Annotated in this window: 18 protein-coding genes and 2 tRNA genes; 3 read left to right on the top strand and 17 right to left on the bottom strand. The window is 39.8% G+C overall.

Annotated elements, in window-relative coordinates:
- Window positions 1–123: 123 nt before the first annotated feature.
- Window positions 124–197 (bottom strand) — tRNA-Arg (locus tag JJN12_RS01825).
- 92 nt (window positions 198–289) lie between these two features.
- Here JJN12_RS01825 and JJN12_RS01820 point away from each other — a divergent pair.
- Window positions 290–362 (top strand) — tRNA-Thr (locus JJN12_RS01820).
- A 4-nt stretch (window positions 363–366) separates the two neighbouring features.
- On the opposite strand, the gene JJN12_RS01815 is transcribed toward JJN12_RS01820, so the two are convergent.
- The 9 genes from JJN12_RS01815 to JJN12_RS01775 all read right to left on the bottom strand — a co-directional run bounded on the left by JJN12_RS01815 (window position 367) and on the right by JJN12_RS01775 (window position 9,559).
- Window positions 367–1,203 carry a DegV family protein gene (locus tag JJN12_RS01815; RefSeq protein WP_208428090.1) on the bottom strand — a complete coding sequence of 279 codons (837 nt, stop codon included), beginning with the start codon at window positions 1,201–1,203 and terminating at the stop codon, window positions 367–369.
- Between the two features lie 540 nt (window positions 1,204–1,743).
- Window positions 1,744–1,920, bottom strand: a complete 177-nt coding sequence (locus tag JJN12_RS01810) for a DUF4250 domain-containing protein (RefSeq protein ID WP_208428089.1) — start codon at window positions 1,918–1,920, stop codon at window positions 1,744–1,746.
- Between the two features lie 10 nt (window positions 1,921–1,930).
- Entirely contained in the window at window positions 1,931–2,923 is a 993-nt protein-coding gene (locus JJN12_RS01805; RefSeq protein ID WP_208428088.1) for a GNAT family N-acetyltransferase, read from the bottom strand.
- A gap of 1 nt (window position 2,924) precedes the next feature.
- Window positions 2,925–3,716, bottom strand: a complete 792-nt coding sequence (locus JJN12_RS01800; protein WP_208428087.1) for a TraX family protein — start codon at window positions 3,714–3,716, stop codon at window positions 2,925–2,927.
- 55 nt (window positions 3,717–3,771) lie between these two features.
- A complete protein-coding gene (locus JJN12_RS01795) occupies window positions 3,772–5,568 on the bottom strand; it encodes an ABC-F family ATP-binding cassette domain-containing protein (protein WP_208428086.1) in 1,797 nt (598 codons plus the stop codon).
- Between the two features lie 407 nt (window positions 5,569–5,975).
- A complete protein-coding gene (locus tag JJN12_RS01790) occupies window positions 5,976–6,611 on the bottom strand; it encodes a YczE/YyaS/YitT family protein (protein ID WP_208428085.1) in 636 nt (211 codons plus the stop codon).
- Window positions 6,611–7,537 (bottom strand): SPFH domain-containing protein, encoded by a 927-nt coding sequence (locus JJN12_RS01785; protein ID WP_236013823.1) that lies wholly within the window; start codon window positions 7,535–7,537, stop codon window positions 6,611–6,613. Before JJN12_RS01785 ends, JJN12_RS01790 begins: the two co-directional genes overlap by 1 nt.
- Before the next feature lie 129 nt (window positions 7,538–7,666).
- On the bottom strand, window positions 7,667–8,152 hold the full coding sequence (locus JJN12_RS01780; RefSeq protein ID WP_208428084.1) for an NfeD family protein: 486 nt from the start codon (window positions 8,150–8,152) through the stop codon (window positions 7,667–7,669).
- Between the two features lie 237 nt (window positions 8,153–8,389).
- Window positions 8,390–9,559 carry an iron-containing alcohol dehydrogenase gene (locus JJN12_RS01775; RefSeq protein ID WP_208428083.1) on the bottom strand — a complete coding sequence of 390 codons (1,170 nt, stop codon included), beginning with the start codon at window positions 9,557–9,559 and terminating at the stop codon, window positions 8,390–8,392.
- Window positions 9,560–9,934: 375 nt separating this feature from the next.
- Here JJN12_RS01775 and JJN12_RS01770 point away from each other — a divergent pair, with 375 nt between their 5' ends.
- Entirely contained in the window at window positions 9,935–11,950 is a 2,016-nt protein-coding gene (locus tag JJN12_RS01770; protein ID WP_208428082.1) for a TaqI-like C-terminal specificity domain-containing protein, read from the top strand.
- A 103-nt stretch (window positions 11,951–12,053) separates the two neighbouring features.
- Here the strand turns inward: JJN12_RS01770 and JJN12_RS01765 are convergent, their stop codons facing one another.
- The 3 genes from JJN12_RS01765 to JJN12_RS01755 all read right to left on the bottom strand — a co-directional run bounded on the left by JJN12_RS01765 (window position 12,054) and on the right by JJN12_RS01755 (window position 14,973).
- The gene (locus JJN12_RS01765; protein ID WP_236013645.1) at window positions 12,054–12,659 is read right to left on the bottom strand and encodes an ECF transporter S component; all 606 of its coding nucleotides are present in this window, start codon (window positions 12,657–12,659) and stop codon (window positions 12,054–12,056) included.
- Window positions 12,660–12,754: 95 nt separating this feature from the next.
- Window positions 12,755–13,486: a lysophospholipid acyltransferase family protein gene (locus JJN12_RS01760; RefSeq protein ID WP_208428081.1), complete on the bottom strand. Its 732-nt coding sequence runs from the start codon at window positions 13,484–13,486 to the stop codon at window positions 12,755–12,757.
- A gap of 8 nt (window positions 13,487–13,494) precedes the next feature.
- Window positions 13,495–14,973, bottom strand: a complete 1,479-nt coding sequence (locus JJN12_RS01755) for a nicotinate phosphoribosyltransferase (protein ID WP_208428080.1) — start codon at window positions 14,971–14,973, stop codon at window positions 13,495–13,497.
- A gap of 168 nt (window positions 14,974–15,141) precedes the next feature.
- Here JJN12_RS01755 and JJN12_RS01750 point away from each other — a divergent pair, with 168 nt between their 5' ends.
- A complete protein-coding gene (locus tag JJN12_RS01750; RefSeq protein ID WP_208428079.1) occupies window positions 15,142–16,521 on the top strand; it encodes an IS4 family transposase in 1,380 nt (459 codons plus the stop codon).
- Window positions 16,522–16,596: 75 nt separating this feature from the next.
- Here the strand turns inward: JJN12_RS01750 and JJN12_RS01745 are convergent, their stop codons facing one another.
- The 4 genes from JJN12_RS01745 to JJN12_RS01730 are packed head-to-tail and all read right to left on the bottom strand — an operon-like array spanning window position 16,597 to window position 19,800.
- A complete protein-coding gene (locus JJN12_RS01745) occupies window positions 16,597–17,031 on the bottom strand; it encodes a GerW family sporulation protein (RefSeq protein WP_208428078.1) in 435 nt (144 codons plus the stop codon).
- 11 nt (window positions 17,032–17,042) lie between these two features.
- Window positions 17,043–18,104: a hypothetical protein gene (locus tag JJN12_RS01740; RefSeq protein ID WP_208428077.1), complete on the bottom strand. Its 1,062-nt coding sequence runs from the start codon at window positions 18,102–18,104 to the stop codon at window positions 17,043–17,045.
- Window positions 18,105–18,109: 5 nt separating this feature from the next.
- Complete coding sequence (locus JJN12_RS01735) at window positions 18,110–18,400, bottom strand: hypothetical protein (protein ID WP_208428076.1); 291 nt, start codon at window positions 18,398–18,400, stop codon at window positions 18,110–18,112.
- Between the two features lie 11 nt (window positions 18,401–18,411).
- Window positions 18,412–19,800, bottom strand: a complete 1,389-nt coding sequence (locus JJN12_RS01730; RefSeq protein ID WP_208428075.1) for a hypothetical protein — start codon at window positions 19,798–19,800, stop codon at window positions 18,412–18,414.
- Window positions 19,801–19,825: the final 25 nt, after the last annotated feature.

The raw sequence follows: 19,825 nt of genomic DNA, 5'->3' as shown, positions 1-19,825 counted from the left end.
GTTTGTACACTAAACTACTCTCTTATTCTAACTTGAACAGAAAAAAATATCAAGTGTCATTTCGCTATATTTTGGCACTTTTTTGTCAAAGTTTTGTGAAATTTTATAGTAAACAACAAAATATGCGCCTGACAGGATTCGAACCTGCGGCACCCGGCTTCGGAAGCCGGTGCTCTATCCGGCTGAGCTACAAGCGCATACTTAGTTTTATAACACAGTTATTATTCTTTGTAAAGTCATTATGCTATTTACTTTTTTTCTTTTATAAGGTATAATAGCAAGGCAATTTGCTACTGTAGCTCAGTTGGTGGAGCAGCTGATTCGTAATCAGCAGGCCGTCGGTTCGAGTCCGATCAGTAGCCTTTTTTAACAGCCTATAACAATGCCGCCTTCTGACGCATAGAGTGTGGCTATGCCGCCTGTTTCTACTATATCTATTCTGTCAAACTTATGTTTCTCGGTTATCATATCCCTTATCTTCTCTGCTCTTTCCAGGCAACTACAATGGGATATCACAAGAGCCCTGCTTCCTGACTTGTCTGCCTGCTTTACAGTTAGTTCGGCTATCACGCTGCAGGCCTTGTTTATGCCTCTTGCCTGGTCTGCTTTTATGATATTTCCCTCTTTGTCTGCCATCATGACGGGCTTTATATTGAGTGCCTCTGCGATAAATGCCTTTATTCCGGTGAGCCTTCCGTTTTTCCTAAGATTTTCAAGGCTTTCAAGCACAAAGAGAGTATCTTTTGCTGCATTAAATACTTCTATTTCCTTTACTATCTCATCGAAGCCTCGTCCTGCTTCTTTAAGTTCAATTAGTTTATTGGCAAGGAGAGTCTGGGATGCAGACGCGCCTTTTGAGTCTATTAGATATACCTTGCTTTTCCCATTTTCTTCCCTGTACATATCTGTAGCTATCTTTGCTGAGTTGTACGAAGCCGAGAGCTTGGAGGAAAGGGTAATTATGTACACCTCATCCGCCTTGTTAAAATGCTTCAGGTACTCTTCAGGGGAAGGGCAGGCTGACTTTGGAGTGTCAGGGTAGTTTTTCATCTTCTGAAGGAAGTCCATCGCATCAAGGTTATCATCATCTATAAAGTTCTCATCTCCGAGAGTTAAGGTCAAGGGTACTTTGATTACTTCTTCTCTCGCCTTTAATTCAGGGGTTAAATCAGTTCCGCTATCACATAAAATTACGTATGACATTGCTATCTCCTAACATGTAGTTTTCATTACTACATATCATAGCATAGAAAGCCACATATTTAAAGCGGATTTTTGTTGTTCCTTAAAGATTTATGTAGCAGTTGACTGTCAAAGCTTTCTTAGATAGAATTAAATTGTTGTCACACCCCATACCGGCAACGGAAGGGAGGTGTTATCATGTATGTTATTCCTTTTATCATTTCTGTCATGGCAAATGTGACTAGCTATCTCATTTGCAAATGGCTAGACAGAATCAATGATGACAACTAGCCTAAATGCACAAAGCCCCCTGAGAGTTCGCACCTCTCAGGGGGTTATGTTATCATGACATTATTCCTTTATCGAAGTTAATTATACAACAAATCTGCAGTCGTTGCAAGTCTTTATTAACTCCATCAATTGACTATTATTTCTCTTTAAGTTAAAATTATAGTGTTGTCATACTCCAGACCGACAGCGGAAAGGAGGTGTGCATACGGCACTTGTTACTTTAGCTAAGTCAATTGTACAACAAATCTGCAGTCGTTGCAAGCCACAACTTTATACAAATTTGTTAAGTCTTTCATCATACTCGTAGTCTATCTTTCTAAGCGTATCAACTATATAGCCTCTCTCAACCCCTGCTGCCTTGCAGAATTCATCAAGGCTTGGGTAAAAATCTCTAAGCTTGGTGTTTACAAAGCTTAAGAGCATGGCTGCATCTTTGGGTAATTCCATAATCACTCTCCTAATTCTCTAGTTGTTTTACATATATCATCTTATCATTACGACCTGCCACTGTAAATCCACATTTTTCAAGTAAAGACCTGGCAGGCATATTTTCATAATCTGTAACCGCTATAAGTTTAGAGGCTGACAGCTTATTCTTCGCGTAGTTTACTACCATTTCTATAGCTTCCGTGGCAAAACCCTGCCCGAGCCTTTCTTTTCTGATGAAAAACCCCGTTTCATACCGGGCTTCCTCGGCATCGGTCAGGAAATCAAGGCTGATAAGACCTATCAGGCTGCCATCTGCTCTATCAAATATTCCCCAGATACCATAGTCATAGAAGCTGTATATATTATCGATGTAAGCAAGAAGTTTCTCTTTTTGCTCTTCTTCAGGCACTCTGCCATCTTCTACGAACTTTAGTATATGCTCTTCTCTGCTTATTTTAACGACTTCATCGATATCTTGTGCACAAAGCTCTCTGATGACAGTTCTCTTAGTTTCTGCAATTAGACAAGGGATTTTATTTTTATGCTTAAAGAGCCTTATGAGGAAGTCTGTATCAATATCTTCAAAGCTATCCACTATCAGGTCAATGCCATAGGGCAAACCGCTTCCAAGGTTTTTGTCATAAACTATAGTTGTTAGGCCTGAGGCAAGGAGGCTCTCATTAAAGTTGGCTGCAGAGGTTATAATTAAGCCGTCTTGGGGTTTATATTGGGCATTTTTCATTGTAAAATGTATACTGCCAATCTCGGAAGCCATATTTGGCTTATCTACAGAGTCTGTAGATATTTTTTCAAGCTCAGGTGGACTATCCAAATAGCTTTTTTTAATCTCATTATAAGGGTTTATTGGACTTTTTAAAGGATAATTCACATCTAAGGTTTCATCTTTGACAGATTTAACACCCATTTTCCTGAAATCATCCAGTATTTTCCTCACAAAGTCCTTCTCCTTTTCAGGCAAGCCTCTGGTACAGGCGAGTACAAACTTCGGTTTATCTTCCATTTTAGTATCCTGCTAGCATTTTTCTGATAAAATACAACACCGTCAAATGAACCGGATAGAAAAAATAAAATACATACTTAGGTATTTTGTAATCTCCTCTTTTACCGTTATACATCCAGATAAGAATAACTGCCGGAAATCCCATCAGCTCATTAATGCGCCCAATATTGTAATCATAATACGAAAGCCAGAAAAGAACCGTTAAGCCTGCAAATATAAATTTAGCTTTATTTGAATCAAATCTTCCATCAAATCTTTTAAGCAAAACTGGTATTTTTTCAAAATAATAAATCATTACAATTAAATCCAGCCCTGCTACACCATAATCTGATTTTAAATAATTTATCCCTATTGTCATTATAATTATTATAAAAAACTGCAAAATAATGTTTGCTACTTTGAGTGCATATCCAAGATAAGCTCTCTGTTTTTCACTTATGCTCTTCATAAACTTATTCACATTGTCAAGCAAAATAATTGTAAATAAGCCTGTTGCAAGTGTAAAAAATACATTTTGATTATCGTATTCCAGTTTAAAACCTGATTCTGAAAATATAGCATCAAATGGCAATTCAGATATAATCGCAAGTAATAATAAGCTCCCTAGATATCTACTCTTATCACGAGTATAATAATACCCCTCCACTATCATAAAGCAAAATAGAGGAAATGCGGTTCTGCCTATCATTCTGCCAATCTTATACAAATCATACCATTCATTAGGAATAAAGGGATCAAGGACAATCGATGTATGATCAATAAGCATGCATATAATCGCAATTACCTTTAACACAAACGAATTAGCCTGCATTTTACTTACCTCCTGCATTTTACTTACCTCCTGCATTTTACTTACCTCCTGCATTTATCTTCTCATTAAGTTCCGTAAGATAAAGCCACCTTTCTTCTTTATACTCAAGTTCTTCTTCCAGCTTCTCTTTTTCCGCCATCAGCTCACCCAGTTTTCCATACCTTGAAGCATTTTCTGCTATTTCCGCATCAATCTTTTCTATTGCCTCGTTTAACTTTCCAATATCTTCATCTATGGTGTCAAATTCCTTCTGTTCGGCGTAGGTAAACTTAAGCTTGGTACCTTTGTTTGCCTTCCAATCCTTTTTTGCATCGCTTTCTTTTTTCTCTGCCTTTACCTCTTCAATCTGTGGCTCTGCTTTTTCCAGATAGTCACTATATCCTCCCTCATATATCTTAATATGGCCATTTTCAAAGGAAAATATCCTGTTTGCTACCCTGTCAAGGAAGTATCTGTCGTGTGAAACCGTTATAACCACTCCATCAAAGCCGTCCAGATAGTCCTCTAAGATAGAGAGAGTGGTTATATCAAGGTCATTGGTAGGCTCGTCTAGGATAAGTATATTTGGTGCAGAAATAAGGGTATGCAAGAGGGCGAGCCTTCTTCTTTCACCACCTGAGAGCTTCTCGATTTTTGTATACTGCATTGCACCTTCAAAGAGGAATCGTTCAAGCATCTTGCTAGCCGATATGGTGCCATCCTTTGTCTGCACATACTCTGCTATGTCTTTTGCTGACTCTATTACAGTCTGGCTTGGATCAAGCTCTCCCGAATCCTGAGAAAAGTATCCTATCTTAGCTGTCTGACCGATGATAATGTTCCCACTGTCAGGTGCTACTTCTCCTAAAATAGTCTTAAGAAGGGTTGACTTGCCTGAGCCATTTTTCCCAATAATTCCTATTCTGTCAATCCTTCTAAAGAGATATGTGAAATCAGCAAACAATGTCTTGTCTCCGTAAGCCTTTGAGATATTTTCAATCTCAATTATCTGCTTACCGAGGCGGCTTGATACCGAATCAACCACAATTTCTTTATCCACTACAATCTTATCCCTGTTTTTAAGTTCCTCAAAACGCTCTATATGGGCCTTCTGCTTGGTTGAACGAGCTCTTGCACCCCTCATCATCCAAGCGAGGTCTTTCTTAAAAAGTGCGGCATTCTTCCTTTCGGTGGCTATCTCCATTTCCTCACGCTCCGCCTTAAGCTCGAGGTACTTCATATAACCTCCTACGTATGAGTAAAGCTTCCCATGAGTTAGCTCAACTATCCTGTTTGTCACCTGGTCAAGGAAGTATCTGTCGTGGGTTATGATGAGGAGAGCCTGTTTCATCTTCTTAAGATAGTCTTCAAGCCACTCAGACATGGCTGTATCCAGGTGGTTGGTAGGCTCATCAAGAATGAGGATGTCTGCATCATCAAGGAGGGTACGCACAAGGGCAGCCCTCTTTTTCTGACCGCCTGAAAGTGTGCCTACCTTGGCCTCTACATCCTCTATTTCAAATTTGGCAAGCAGGCTCCTTGCCTCTCCCTCTGTGTCCCAGAATTCATTTTTAGCCTTTTTCCCCTTTATTACCTCCGAAATAACGCTCTCACCCTCGTCAAACTCAGGATTCTGCGGGAGATAGGCTATGCGGACGGCATTGCCCTTGGTGAGCTTGCCGCTATCTGCCTCTTCTTCTCCTGCAAGTATCTTAAGAAGGGTAGACTTTCCTGTTCCATTTATGCCTATTAGCCCTATTTTGTCGCCTTCGTTTATGCCCAAAGAAATATTATCAAAGAGAATCTTATCAGTGTTAAAGCTTTTCGATAAATTTTCTGCTGTAAGTAGATTCATATTATCTCCTAAATCTGTATCTAATTATTACGCATCTCCTATGATTTACACTATCCGCCAGACAATCCATAGCAGTCCCATATATTCAAAGTGCGTGAATTTCTGTCCTATAATATCATACATCAAACTTTGTTGTAAATATAGTATTCATATGTTTGCCTTTTAGCCAACTACATCTCCTAAGTGGCCAGATTCAGCCTTATCAAAGCTCAAATACCTATATATTACCGTTTTATCAAAGTCTAAATTCTGTTTTATTACCGTTCTGGCAAAGTCCAAATTACATTTTATTACCGTTCTGGCAAAGTCTAAATATCGTTTTATTACCGTTTTATCAAAGTCTAAATTCTAAGCAGACACAAAAAAGCCATACAGGACTGTATTTCAAGCACCTGTATGGCTATATTCTAAGCCTTAAATCTGTCAAGCAACGGTCTGGAGAATTTTCTGTTAAAGAAGTCTATAAGCGGTCCCATAAAGAAGGCAGTAACCAAGGTTCCAAGCCCCGGAAGCAAGCCACACAAGGCTCCTATGATAACACAAATTAAGTCACAGCCTATACGCATAAACTTAAATGGTTTTCCTGTTCTCTTTGATATGATAATAGGAATGGCATCATAGACCGAAACTCCAAGGTCCGAGGTCATATAAAGTGACGATGCAAAGCAAAGCACGACCACACCTACAATCAGCATAACTGCTCTTACCGCAAGGCTTGGATCCGGGATGGCCTCCGCTATGTATTTATTGGCAAAATCCACTATGTGACCCGAGAAGAACAAGTTCAATATGGTTGCAATTCCAATATAGTGCTTATCTAAAAGCAGGACTACAACAAGCATTATTAAGCTTACAACCATGTAGTATATTCCATAAGCAACCCCTGAAAAGAGCCTCGCGTGAGACCCTTGCGCAAAGCTTTGGAAAGGGTCTATACCAAATAGGGAATTCTTAAAAAATCCAACAGCTATAGCGCATATTATGACACCAAAGACAGTCATTATAAGCCTTGGCAGAAATTTTTCAGGAAGTTTTATGTTCATTATGCCTCCACCTGCTTCTTAGCCTCAGCTGCAACCTCTGTAATGCCGCTTACAAGCCCTGCAAGGCCCTGTATCTCAGAAGGGATGATAATCTTGGTTGCCTTACCGTCTGCTGCCCTGCCGAAAGCCTCAAGTCCTTTGAGCTTGATTACCTCTCCTGAAGGAGCTGATTCATTTAGGAGCTTGATACCGTCAGCATTAGCCCTCTGCACCGCAAGTATAGCCTGTGCCTGACCTTCAGCCTCACGGATAGTAGCTTCCTTTTTAGCTTCTGCACGGAGAATCTGAGCTGCCTTTTCAGCTTCTGCTTCAAGGATGGTAGATTCTTTCTTACCTTCCGCAACAAGGATGGCTGCCTTCTTTTCACCTTCTGCACTGGTAACCGCAGCACGTCTCTCACGCTCTGCCTTAGCCTGCTTCTCCATCGCACCCTGAATATCAGGAGGACACATTATGTTCTTAAGCTCTACTCTGTTTACCTTGATTCCCCAAGGATCTGTAGCTACATCAAGTGTAGAACGCATCTGTGTATTGATAGTCTCACGGGATGTAAGTGTCTCATCCAGTTCAAGATCACCGATGATGTTACGAAGTGTAGTAGCTGTAAGGTTTTCAAGAGCTGAGATAGGATTCTCAACACCGTATGCATAAAGCTTAGGATCTGTTATCTGGTAGAAGATAACTGTATCTATTCTGATTGAAACGTTATCCTTTGTGATAACCGGCTGTGGAGGGAAGTCCGCAACCTGTTCCTTAAGCGTTACCCTCTTTGCTACTCTGTCGATGAAAGGTAACTTCACATGGATACCAACGTGCCAGGTATCCTGATATCCGCCAAGTCTTTCAATGACTAAGGCTGTTGCCTGTGGTACTATCTTGATGCAGGAAGCAAAGATCAAGATGATTACAATAGCAAGGAACGCCATTGCCAAAAATGATCCGCTTATAAGTCCTCCGGTAGCCACCATTGGTTTAGCTAAATACAATAATCCTCCCATAATATACCTCTTTTCTTTTTATTATCTGTAAAGGGTCAATCCCTAATACATTCAGTATCAATCAAAGTTTTCCTGTAAGCCTTCTGCAGGAGACAACCTCTTTGTTTCCTCTGTAATTAACGGTTCAACTATTAGTTTAACGCCCTGTACCTCCATTACCTTGACTATTGTGTCCTCTTCAATGACACCTCCTGTTAAGGTTGATCTGGCAGACCAGTCAATGCCATTTAGCAAGACTCTTCCTGTCTCATTAAGATTGTCAATTTTTTCAACCACCTTAGCTTCTCTGCCTATAAGGTCGTCAACATTGGTCTTTGTCCTTCTTGAATTGACGTATTTAACAGCAAGAGGTCTGTATACAATAAGGACAACCAGGGAAACAACTAAGAACAAGACAATCTGAATCCAAGCACTGGCTCCAAAGAGACTCGCAAAAAATGATACCAGTGCACCGATTGCAAACCATATAGTTGTGAGTCCCATAGTAAGGAATTCCATCACAACCAGTATTATAAATGCCATAAGCCAAAATTGAAAATCCATAATCTGCCTCCTTGTTAATATTATGGTGGTTTAACGGCTATAAATCCATAGATAACCTCTTTTATAATACTATTATAGCTTATTTTTAAAATTAGTGTTTACTTTTTTCAAAACAATTTCTTAAGGAATAATAAATATAGCGTCAAAGAAGTGCATGCAGGGCACGCACTTCTTACATAGTATTTTTATATATCGATGTGGGGGGAAGATAATAATAAGACCGATAATATATCTGATTTACAGACATGCCTTATATATCTCTATTATATCCTCTTTGGTTAAAGGTACATAGGCATTCTTAAGGTCTGCTTCTGCCTCAAGGTGGTCTGCCATTTTGCCAAAGTATTCCTCCGTAATATTAAGCTCAGTAAGGTTTGATGCAATGCCTGACTCCTTAAAGAAGGACTCAAGTGCATATATTCCCTTAAGAGCAAGCACCTCTTCACTTCCTCCTGAAAGCCCCCAGACATTCTTTGCAAAGCGCACAAACCTGCCTGTGGTTGATGCATCTTTTTTAAGTATATGCCTCATCCATCTAGGTGTAAGGATAGCTAGTCCTACACCGTGGGTGATATCATAAAATGCTGAAAGCTCATGCTCTAAGCCATGACATGGCCAGCCTGTGCCTTGCTTTCCGTACTCAGGTATGCCGGAGCAGGCTACTGATGAAGCCATCATAAGATTACCCCTTGCAGTGTAGTTATCAGGCTCTCTAAGAGCTAGAGGGAGATTCTTAATGACAGTCTTTAGCACAGTCTCAGCAATTCCATCTGATATATCGCAGTCATCAGTTCTTGAGAAATACCCCTCCATGATGTGACTCATGATATCTGCTGAACCCGCTGCTGTCTGGTACTTTGATACGCTAAATGTATAGGTAGGGTCACAGATGGATACTGCGGGATAGGTGAACATTGCGCCTATCTTTTCATCTGTTGCCATATTGCTTATAACGCCTGCTCCGTCAAACTCTGAGCCTGTTGCGCTAAGGGTAAGGATATCCACCAGAGGAAGGGCTTTTTTTAGCTTCCACTCAGACTTAACCATCTTCCACAGGTCGTCACCTTCAAAGTACACTCCACAGGCTATGGCCTTAGAGCAGTCTAGCGTACTTCCTCCACCTACAGAAAGTACAACATCTATGTTGTTTTCCTTGCAGAGTTTGACTCCCTTAATAACTGATTCTATTCTTGGATTAGGCTCTATGCCATCACATTCAACTACTGTAAATCCGCCTTCTGAGAGTATCTTCATCACTTCATCATAGAGCCCCATCTTCTTGATGGAGCCGCCTCCATAGGTAAGAAGTACTCTTTTACCAAATCTGTTAAGAGCATCCCCAAGCTTTGATATCTGTCCTTTGCCAAAATAGAGCTCGGTAGGTATTGAGTGTACGAAGTTTTCCATAATTGCCTCCTTTAGCTGTGGCTTATTGGTGAGGAGATAATGCTTTCTCCTGTAATCAAGCCGCTGATAGAATTTTTATTTGCTGATGTGGGTGTCAGGGTATTTGACGCCCATTGATACTTGTACCTGCTTGTTTCATTATACTATATTTTGGTTTGAATGTAACTGGTAATTTGTCTTTATAATCTGTAATTTTCTATACAACATTCACGTTGTTTTAGATTTGGTTAGAACTTTTACTTATATCACACCCATATATATAAATTTAAAATATTATATTTATATCGACAATAGTCATTTTAAAGACTATAATAAGATTAGGAACAAATAATTAGTTTTGACATGAGTACCGGCTTGATATGGGGGAGGTTTGAGATGAAAATGAATTCTGATAAAAACATGCTTTCTCTGGCTGATGTATGTAGAGAATTATCCATTTCAGAGGCAACTGCAAAGAACTGGGTAAAGCTTGGCAAGCTCATCCCTGCAGAATCAGGTACGACGTATTTCTCTATAGAATATGTTCAAAGTCTTAAATTTGATATCGCAAATGGGGATAATTCTGCTCTTAAAAGCAGAAGAAACAAGTCCTTTGTATCCGGAATCAGCCTATATGACTCGTATATACCGGGGGATTCCAAGAATTTGCTGCCTGTTCAAAGCATCTTAAATGTAGTCAATGATAATAAGATTGAGGTTACCAACGATATATTGTTGTCCCTCCTTGCAGACTGTGCCCTAAAGCTTATGGTCTCGAGGTTTAGTATAAAAGCAGATTCTAATATTCTTAGAGCATTCCTAAAAAAGAAGCTCTCTATTTCACCTTATGCCTTCTTGGTAGACGACCTTATAGGCGGTGTTGAGGGCGTAGATGACATAGCAGATGAGTACCCCGAGCTCTTTGGAACTGACTACGTGTATGAGGATGCTGTTGATGTAATAGGTCTTTTGTACATTTCACTTAAAAGCTCCAGGGACAGGAAGTTTCAGGGCTGCTATTACACCCCTTCAAAGGTAGCAAAAAGGCTTTGTGACAACCTTAAGCTAACTGGCAAAATGGAGCAAAAAAAGATAATGGATCCTTGTTGTGGAACAGGTAACTTTATATTACAGATTCCTGGCTGCTTTGACTACAATAATGTCTACGCCAACGATATAGACAGCGTGAGCGTAAAACTTGCCCGCATAAACTATGCCCTAAGGTACAAGATAAGTGATGCTAAGCTTATTTACAGCCACATTACCGAGGCTGATTATCTGTACTTCCCAAGAAATAAAAAGTTTGACTACATCATAGGCAATCCGCCTTGGGGTTATCGTTATTCACACGAGGAGAAGTTAAAGCTTCGTGACAAGTTTGAATGTGCGACTACTCTATCTATAGAGTCCTACGACATATTTATTGAACAGGCACTAAGGAATCTTAAGACAAACGGCATCCTTTCATTCATCCTTCCACAGGCGATACTAAATGTTAAATCGCATACTCCTATCAGGAAATTAATACTGGAAAGATGCTCGTTTGATTATATTGAATTCTTAAGCAAAACTTTTGACAATGTACACTGTCCGAGCGTGATATTGCAGATGAAATATACTGATTCTCCGTTTTCAGCAATAGGAATGAGGGTTAAGGAAGAAAAAAGAGAGTATACCATCGATATCGATAGGGAATTTAATGCTGACTACTGCACTTTCAATACAACTGACGAGGAATATCTTATAATAGGAAAGATAAAAGATACTCCCGGACATACCACACTAGCCGGGCAGTCCACCTTTGCACTCGGTATAATTACCGGAGATAACAAGAGATTTATAACTGATGAGAAGACAGATAAAAATGAGCAGATACTTAGCGGAAGCAATGTATTTAAGTTCAAGTCCAAAAACTCAGGCAGATATATAGAGTTTAAGCCTGAACTTTATCAACAGGTGGCGCCAACAGAGCACTATAGAGTCAGGGAAAAGCTTATATACAGATTCATCTGCAACCAGATAGTTATGGCTTATGATAATAAAAACACTCTCACACTAAATAGCTGTAATGTGCTTATACCACAGATTCCGGGGCTTTTTATTAAGTACGTGATGGGTATATTAAACTCGAGGATAGCTCAGTTTTACTTTAGGAAGATGTTTGACTCGGTGAAGGTTCTCAGGTCACATATTGAGAGGATTCCTATCCCTGTAGTGGGTGTTTCCGAGCAGGAAAAGATAATTGAAGTTGTAGACAAGATACTTGGACTGGGTGTCAAAGCCGATGCCTTTAGGACGATTAAGCTTTATAATGAATTAGACCATAGGGTAGCAAAGCTTTATGACTTAGATGAAAGGGAATACAGCATAATACTTAAAAGTATGGAAAAAGACAACCTATTTTTACCATAGATACCTACAAATCCTCCTATACCAAGAGCTGTGTGCGAACGCACACAGCTCTTTTATTAAATGATGAGATTGGGGGCATACATTTATTTGGTAAATGCCAATTTTAGTGTAAGAATCCTTCCTTTTTAAGGACAGGCCTAAGTGCAAGATAAAGAACAGTTGCAAATACAACCGAAGCTACAGCATTTACAGAGGTTGTAAGAGCTGAAATCTTGGCAAATGCTTCGGATATTTCCTGTGGAAGCCCAAGTACATACTGTTTGTAGAAATATCCTACAAGAGGATCTGCTATTATGTTGAAAAGCAAACCGCAGGATGCTGAACAAACTGTAGCAAGTACGAGCTTCTTCTTCTCGACTATTTCATTAATCTTAAATCCCTTATGTGCCACCAGCCCTACAATAAGACCGATGAGAAGCTTAAGTATAAAGGTCTTTGGTGCGCTTGTAGCGTAACCACTCGTAAGGTCCGCTATGGTAAGTCCTACAGCTCCTGCTGAGCCTCCCATGGCTCCTCCTATGAAAAGTGCGCCAAGTGCCACAAAGGTATTACCAAGGTGAAATGCAGTCTTCTCTGTACCTACAGGTATATCAAATCTAAATACCTGAAAACCTATATAGGATAAGGCCGCAAAAAGTGCAGCCAAGGCAAGCTTCTTTACCCTGTTATCCGTACCTGTTTTAACCATTTCTTTGCTTACATTATTCATATCAAAACTCCTTTCTTCCCTAAAGCGTAAGTCTCTTTAGTGGTTATATGATAAAGGATTTTTGGCATGTAATAAATATCCAGTTTTTAACTTTTTTATAGTGCCAGTTGTGTGTTTTTCTCATAGAGCTTAAGAACCTCTTCTCTTGATAACTCAAGAAGTTCCGCTCTTGATTCCTTAGATAGCTCGTGAATATAAATTGGTTCTCCGTATTCTATAGTCATCCGGTTACTCTTTATCCAAGGCAGATGGTTCTCAAATACCTTGTCAGAATTGGTTATGGCAACAGGAACTATAGGGCATCCCGCCTTTTCAGCCATCTTAAGGCTGCCCGGCTTAAACGGAAGAAGGCCCTCTGCGCTGTTTCTTGTTCCCTCAGGAGAGATGAACATCGAGGTACCCCTTTGGATATTCTCAATACCTTTAAGTATTGCCTTTATACCCTCTCTCGGATTCTCTCTGTCCAGGAACACACATTTGATATTTCTCATCCATACCCTAAGACCCGGAACCTTGGCAATTTCCTTCTTTGAAACAAAGCTTGCCAGCACAGGCACTGTATAGTAGGCGAGGATTATATCAAAGAAACCTCTGTGGTTAAAGATAAAGAGAACCGACTCATCTTTGGGTATCCTCTCAAGTCCTATGACATTCTTCTTAATTCCCGAGATGAAGAGTATCTTTCCAAAGGCCGATTTTACTATGCTTTGGCTTATCTTTTGCTTTAATTTCTCATTGAATTTGCCTACAAGCCAAAGAAACGGCAGGGCAAATAAGCTAAACACCCCAAATATAACTAAGTACAAAACTACTATTATCGTCCTCATCCTGTCTCCTATTTAAGCTCCGTTGCATGCTTATTGGTCTGAAGAGCATTGTTGTAATCATCTAAAAGCTTTTTCTTTGCATCCCATAGTCTCTGTGTCAAATCTACGTGTACCTCGTGTGGATTGACAAGACGTCTGGTTTCATCCCAAAGTGTGTTTAATTCCTTCTCACAATATTCTCTAATCTCCATTACGCTAGGAGAGGTATATACGCACTGTCCCTTGATAAACACCGGCTTAAGAAGCTCTCTTACCTTGAATTCACCCGGCATCAAACGGGTCTTTTTCCAGGTTTCTATAGGGTCAAACATCATATATTCTTCATCTTCTGATATGTACTCATCTGAAAATGCTATAAGATCTCCCTTAATCTTGCCTTCAAGGTCATATATTCTAAATATGGTCTTGTCACCGGGATTGGTTATCTTCCAGGTATTCTCTGAAAGCTTAATCTTAGGCTCAAAGGTACCATCTTCCTTCTGCATAGCCGCAAGCTTATACACTCCACCAAAGGCAGGACAATCCGCACTTGTTATCAGCTTGGTTCCAACTCCCCAAGAGTCTATGCTTGCCTTTTGCAGCTTAAGTGAAGATATAAGGTTCTCATCAAGATCAGAGGATGCAACTATGCTTGCATCATTAAATCCTGCCTCATCAAGCATCTTTCTTGCCTTCTTTGATATATAGGCAAGGTCTCCACTGTCAAGCCTGATACCGTATTTTCCAAACTTTATTCCTGCTTCCTTCATTTCGGTAAATACCTTAATTGCATTAGGCACTCCCGAGCGAAGAGTATCATAGGTATCCGCTAAAAGGATTGCATTGCCCGGATAAAGCATGGCATATTCCTTGAATGCAGTGTATTCGTCAGGGAAGCTCATTATCCAGCTGTGCGCATGGGTTCCAAGGACAGGAACTCCAAACTTCTTGGCGCAGATTACATTACTTGTGCCTGCACAGCCTCCTATAACAGCAGCCCTTGCTCCAAGTGTACCCGCATCAGGCCCCTGAGCACGTCTTAAGCCAAACTCCATAACAAAGTCCCCCTCGGCAGCGTAGCATACTCTTGCTGCCTTGGTAGCTATAAGACTCTGATGGTTGATAAGGTTAAGTATGACTGTCTCTACAAGCTGAGCCTGCATGATAGGTGCAACCACCTTAACAAGTGGCTCCATAGGGAATACTACAGTTCCTTCAGGTACTGCATATATGTCTCCCGTAAAATGAAAGCCTGAAAGATAATCAAGAAAATCCTCGTCAAACATTCCAAGCGAACGGAGATATTCCACATCTTCATAGTTGAAATTAAGGTTTTTGATAACATCTATAACCTGTTCAAGACCTGCTGCTATAGCAAAGCCATTGTCCGAAGGATTTTGCCTGTAAAACATATCAAAAACCACCACAGGGTCTTTCTTATTCTTAAAATATCCCTGCATCATAGTAAGTTCATAAAAATCTGTAAGTAAAGTAAGATTACCAACCATATTAACCTCTTTCACCTCTGTTATTATTGTTTACTAAGACTTCCCACACCAATACGGTGTGTTGAACCTTGAAAATTCAATATTTCAGCCAATAAAGAATGGCATAAACCTACCCAGTTTGGTATAATGGAATTGACAAGAAACCATTGTACAAAGGAGATTTATGCCATGTCCAGTATAACACAAAATCATTTCGATGAGAATAACTTAATTGACTGTGTTCGAAGATTTTTTTCCAGACATCATGTTGGCAGGCTTATTGCCAGATGTAATGGGATGAAAGAAAAAGGTGTTTCACCTGTTTCTTTGCTTCGTTACAAACTCAGCAACATTTTCGTTGGAAGAAGTATGTATATGCAACAACGTACCGGTTCTTTTAAGGAAGATTTTTCAAAGAACACTTTTTATCGTTTCCTTAATTCGGTAAAAACAAACTGGCTTCGTTTTACTTCTCTTCTTGCTGCTGACATCGTAAATAATGATCTCAAAAACCTAACAGATGATAAAAGGAAAAATGTTTTCATCATTGATGACAGTCTTTTCAATCGCACCAGCTGCAAGAAAACTGAGCTGGGGTCAAAGGTTTTCGATCACACGGATATGCATTTCAAAAAAGGATTTCGTATGCTTACCTTAAGCTGGAGCGATGGAAATACACTTATCCCGGTGAACAGCTGCTTGTTAGCATCTGCAAAAGATACAAATATCATCGGTCCTGTAAAACACTTTGATAACAGAACCCTTGCAGGTAAAAGGCGTAAACTTGCTCAGACAAAAGCTCCTGAAGCAATGATGACACTGTTGGATACTGCTCTCAGTGCAGGGCTGAAAGCTGATTATGTCCTTTTTGATTCCTGGTTTTCAAACCCCGCTCAAATCACAGCTATCCATTCAAAAGGTATGGACGTAATTGCTATGATTAAGAAAAGCAGTCGAATCAAGTATTCACACTGTGGTGAGCAACTGAATATCAAAGAGATCTATTCCCGGAACAAAAAGCGCCGTGGCAAATCAAAGTATCTGCTTTCTGTCTGTGTTATGGTAGGAAAGGAGAATCCAATTCCGGCAAAGATTGTTTGTGTAAGGAACAAAGCTAATCGCAAGGACTGGCTTGCTTTTATCTGCACAGATACTACCCTTTCCGAAGAAGAGATTATCCGTATTTATGGAAAACGCTGGCAAATTGAGGTTTTTTTCAAAACCTGCAAATCTATGCTGAATCTTATTGGAGAATGCCATAGCTTATCTTATGATGCACTAACAGCCCACGTAGCAATTGTGCTTACCAGATATATGTTAATTGCAATGGAGCAACGTCAAAATGAAGATCAGAGAACCCTTGGTGAGTTGTTCTTCTTCCTTGTCGATGAAATGGCAGACATTACTTTCAGCAGATCACTTGGCATCCTGATGGATGCCTTGATGGCAAGCCTTCAGGTAATCTTAAAGCTCAGTGATGAGCAGTTGACTGCTTTTACTGCTGATTTTGAAGCAAGACTACCTGAATATCTGCGTAGTGCGCTCCATCCGGAGGCTGTAGTGGCATAAATCGTTATTTTAGTAGCTGAAGTATTGAATTTTCAAGGTACGGATCCCATTTTAGGTATGGGAAGTCTTAGTTGTTTATTTGTTCAACTTCTTAGCTATATCTTCTTCAGTCTCGGGCATCTTGTCTTCTGCACTGCCTTCAGAAGTTTTGTCCTCTTTATTCTTATTCATCATTTTTGAAAACTTCTCTGAAAGGTCTGGTATCATATCTAAAAGCCTGGTTATTGTATCCTGGTTCTTGATATTAACAAGCCTTACATTGCCATTTTTGATAACAAGGACTGAGCTAGGTGTAATCTTGCCGGACATAGCGCCTACCCCGTTGTCCTTTTTCTTCGACTCACTGGCAAAGGCTCCCGCTCCTGCACCAAAAGACACATCCACAAGCGGAAGAATGGTCGTTCCGTCTTCAAATTTAATTGCATCTCCTACCACTGTCTTGCTGGTTATAAAACCATCCATTCCCTTAAACAATGCAGCCATTGTTTCATCAAAATTATTACTGGCCATCACTTCCTCCTTTAAGCCTTAGCAAAACTCTTTTTACATCTGTTGAAATTCCTTAATAATGCCTTAACCTTCTTACTAAATAAAAGCTTTAATCCTATCAAAAGCATAGCAAACATCCTTATTTTCCCTGAAAATGAAGCATCCACTTCTATCACTTCTTCGTCCCATTCAGGTAAAATGTCAAACTTTCCCGCATACAGAGGATATACAAAGCAAAGGTAAGTAAGATACTGCCCTTCGGTGTATACATCTCCTGTGCCAAATCTAAGCCAGCCCTTTATCTTTTTCGGCAATATCATTTTAACAAGTATTTTAGACTGAGTTAGAAGATAAAAGATTCCATCTGCCGTGCCCTCTGCATTTATAAACTTAAGCACTGCTTCCTTTTTATTGTTAAGGCTAAGAAAGTCTTCCTTAAATGCAGTCCACTTAGCATCAATCTTTTCTTTTATTTCCTCTATTTTAGCAAAGATATTATATTTTTTCTTGGTTTTTTTGCTTTTTTGCTTTTTTTCTTTCTTTCTTTTTGCCTTTTTGCCCACCTTATTTTCTTCGTTTACTTGCCCGCACACCTCTTGTTTACGGTCTATCTGTGTGCCATCTACTATATTACTATCTTCCTGCTTAATAGATTCCGGTTGATTGTTTACCTGTTTACTATCTGCCTCTACCTTAGCTGCTTTCCGCTCTGTTATCCCGGTAGATGTTCTAGCTTCTGTTGTTTTTAGGCTTGTATCCTCTGCCTTGACATCTGCGGCTTTGTTTTCTTTACGCCTCTCTTTGCCATCCTCTTTGTCTTCATCAGCTTTTTTACTTGATATCAGTGTAAAAAAGGCAGCCTTCGCTTCATAGCTAAGCTCCTCTTTATAAATGGCTCTTGCCCTTAACAATCTAAATAAGAAACTAACCTCTCCATCTGCCTCAAGCTGCTTACCTACGTATTTTACTCTTATTTTATACACAAAAGGAACAAATAAAAACAGCAGTATTATAATGAGAAGCAAGCCTAGTATACTCAGTAATATAATGCCTATCACTTTTAGTATGGCAAGTAAAACACCGATAATCCCCATTGTACTCACCTCTTTCGCTTTTCTTTCTTAAGCCAAAGCCTTGCGACAAGCATAATTGCTTCTTTCTTTGAGCCTGTAAGCCCAATCAGCTTATAACAGCCTTTTTGGTATGGACTCTTCCTGAACTCATTGAGAGCAATAATCTCGTATAAGTTAGCAGGGTTCTGTGGTTCAAAGACTCCGAATGCACCAATAGGCGAAAACTTCCCCTTCCTAAGGGAACCTATAACCTGTTCCCTTATCAAGTCAGACTTCATCAGTCCTTCCACAATGAAAGTTTCGCCTATTATTATCATTATATCACCATTTATTCACACATGATTTCAGTAACTGCATTTATAGTTCCAACAAGTTCTTCCCTGCTGTTGCAAGAAACGAGGGATGACCTTATATAATCCATAACCTCAGTTCTATTTTCAAAGTAAACAGGAACACTGCCTATGACCTGTGCCATAATTCCACGTCTTACGCTTCTGTCAACTTCTTCAAATATTCTCTCAAACTCTGCCTTTAGCTTCTCTTTAAGTGCCTCCAAATCGGCAATCTCAACAACTCCAGTCTCCTCAAGATCTGTGAGGTCTGCAAAAAGGCTTCCCTGCTTTAAGATGCTGCATTTATGAAGGTCTTCGTACTTGTTAACTAAGCCAAACTCTGAGGTCTCCTTAGCGAATCTGTTTAGTACATCAAAAAGTGTGCCTTCAAAGCTGTGAAGCTCATCATATATACTTTCAAGTTTACCCTCAAGCTGTGAGAAAATCTCTGCCATCTTCACATCAAATTCATCAAGGCTCATATCTTCACTTGCAAAGCTTTCATTGGTAAACTTTATCATTTCAATTTCAAGTCCTGCGGCTTCCATATCGATATTATCCCAGTTAAGCAGCACTGCATAGAGGTCATTTACAACCTCCATAACCAGGATACCGTCATCTGTAAGGTCTGAACACCTTGCTATAACCGCATTTAACTTAGCACTCTCAGAGAGAAGCTTCTTTACTGTGGCCTTATCAAATTCGTAATTCTTATAATACTCAAACTCATCCGCAATATCAGGGTAGAGCTTCTGCATCTTGTCAAGGTCGTAAATCATACCTGCCTGCCTAACCATATAGGCAAACGCCTTTAGAGCCTTCTTCTGACCACCTGTGTAGCGGTCTACTGAGTTCTCGATGATATCGAAGAACTTGCCCTTAGTGTATCTGATGGGAAGTTCAGATATCACTCTCTGAATCTTGGAATTGATAGCGATATTGTCATCATCTTCAAAGATATAAGCAAGGATTTTTCTTGCTTCGTCATCTGTGTCAAATTCTTTTCCGTCGTATTCTTTGTTTGGAAGCTTTCTTGAAAGCACGTAGTTAAAGTTCTCAAAGGCACTTAAGAAGGCAGTTGCTGCATCTACCCCTTCTTTAACCTCTTCCCTAATTTTTTCGGCTTCCTCTATGCTCTCCTTAGAAAAATCTCCATCCACTATAACAGACTTAATGAGAGCATTTATTTTCTTCTTTGCTCCATCAAAGCTCCTATCGGTTTCCTTTTCCTTTGTATTTACAAAATAGTTTGCATAGTTCATTGAGAGATTAAGAATTGCTGCCTTCCCATAAACTGCGGATAGCTCGCCTGCAAATGCAGGGAGGCTTCTTTCAAGGTTCCTGCCCTTCTTAATATCCAACATAGCGCTTGTTTTCTTACTCATTATAATGTCCTCACTTATATTTTAT

The organism is Catonella massiliensis, from assembly GCF_016651435.1.
GTDB lineage: Bacteria > Bacillota > Clostridia > Lachnospirales > Lachnospiraceae > Catonella > Catonella massiliensis.
Note: the sequence above shows the minus strand (reverse complement) of the source record. Positions and strands in the feature narration are given on the sequence as shown.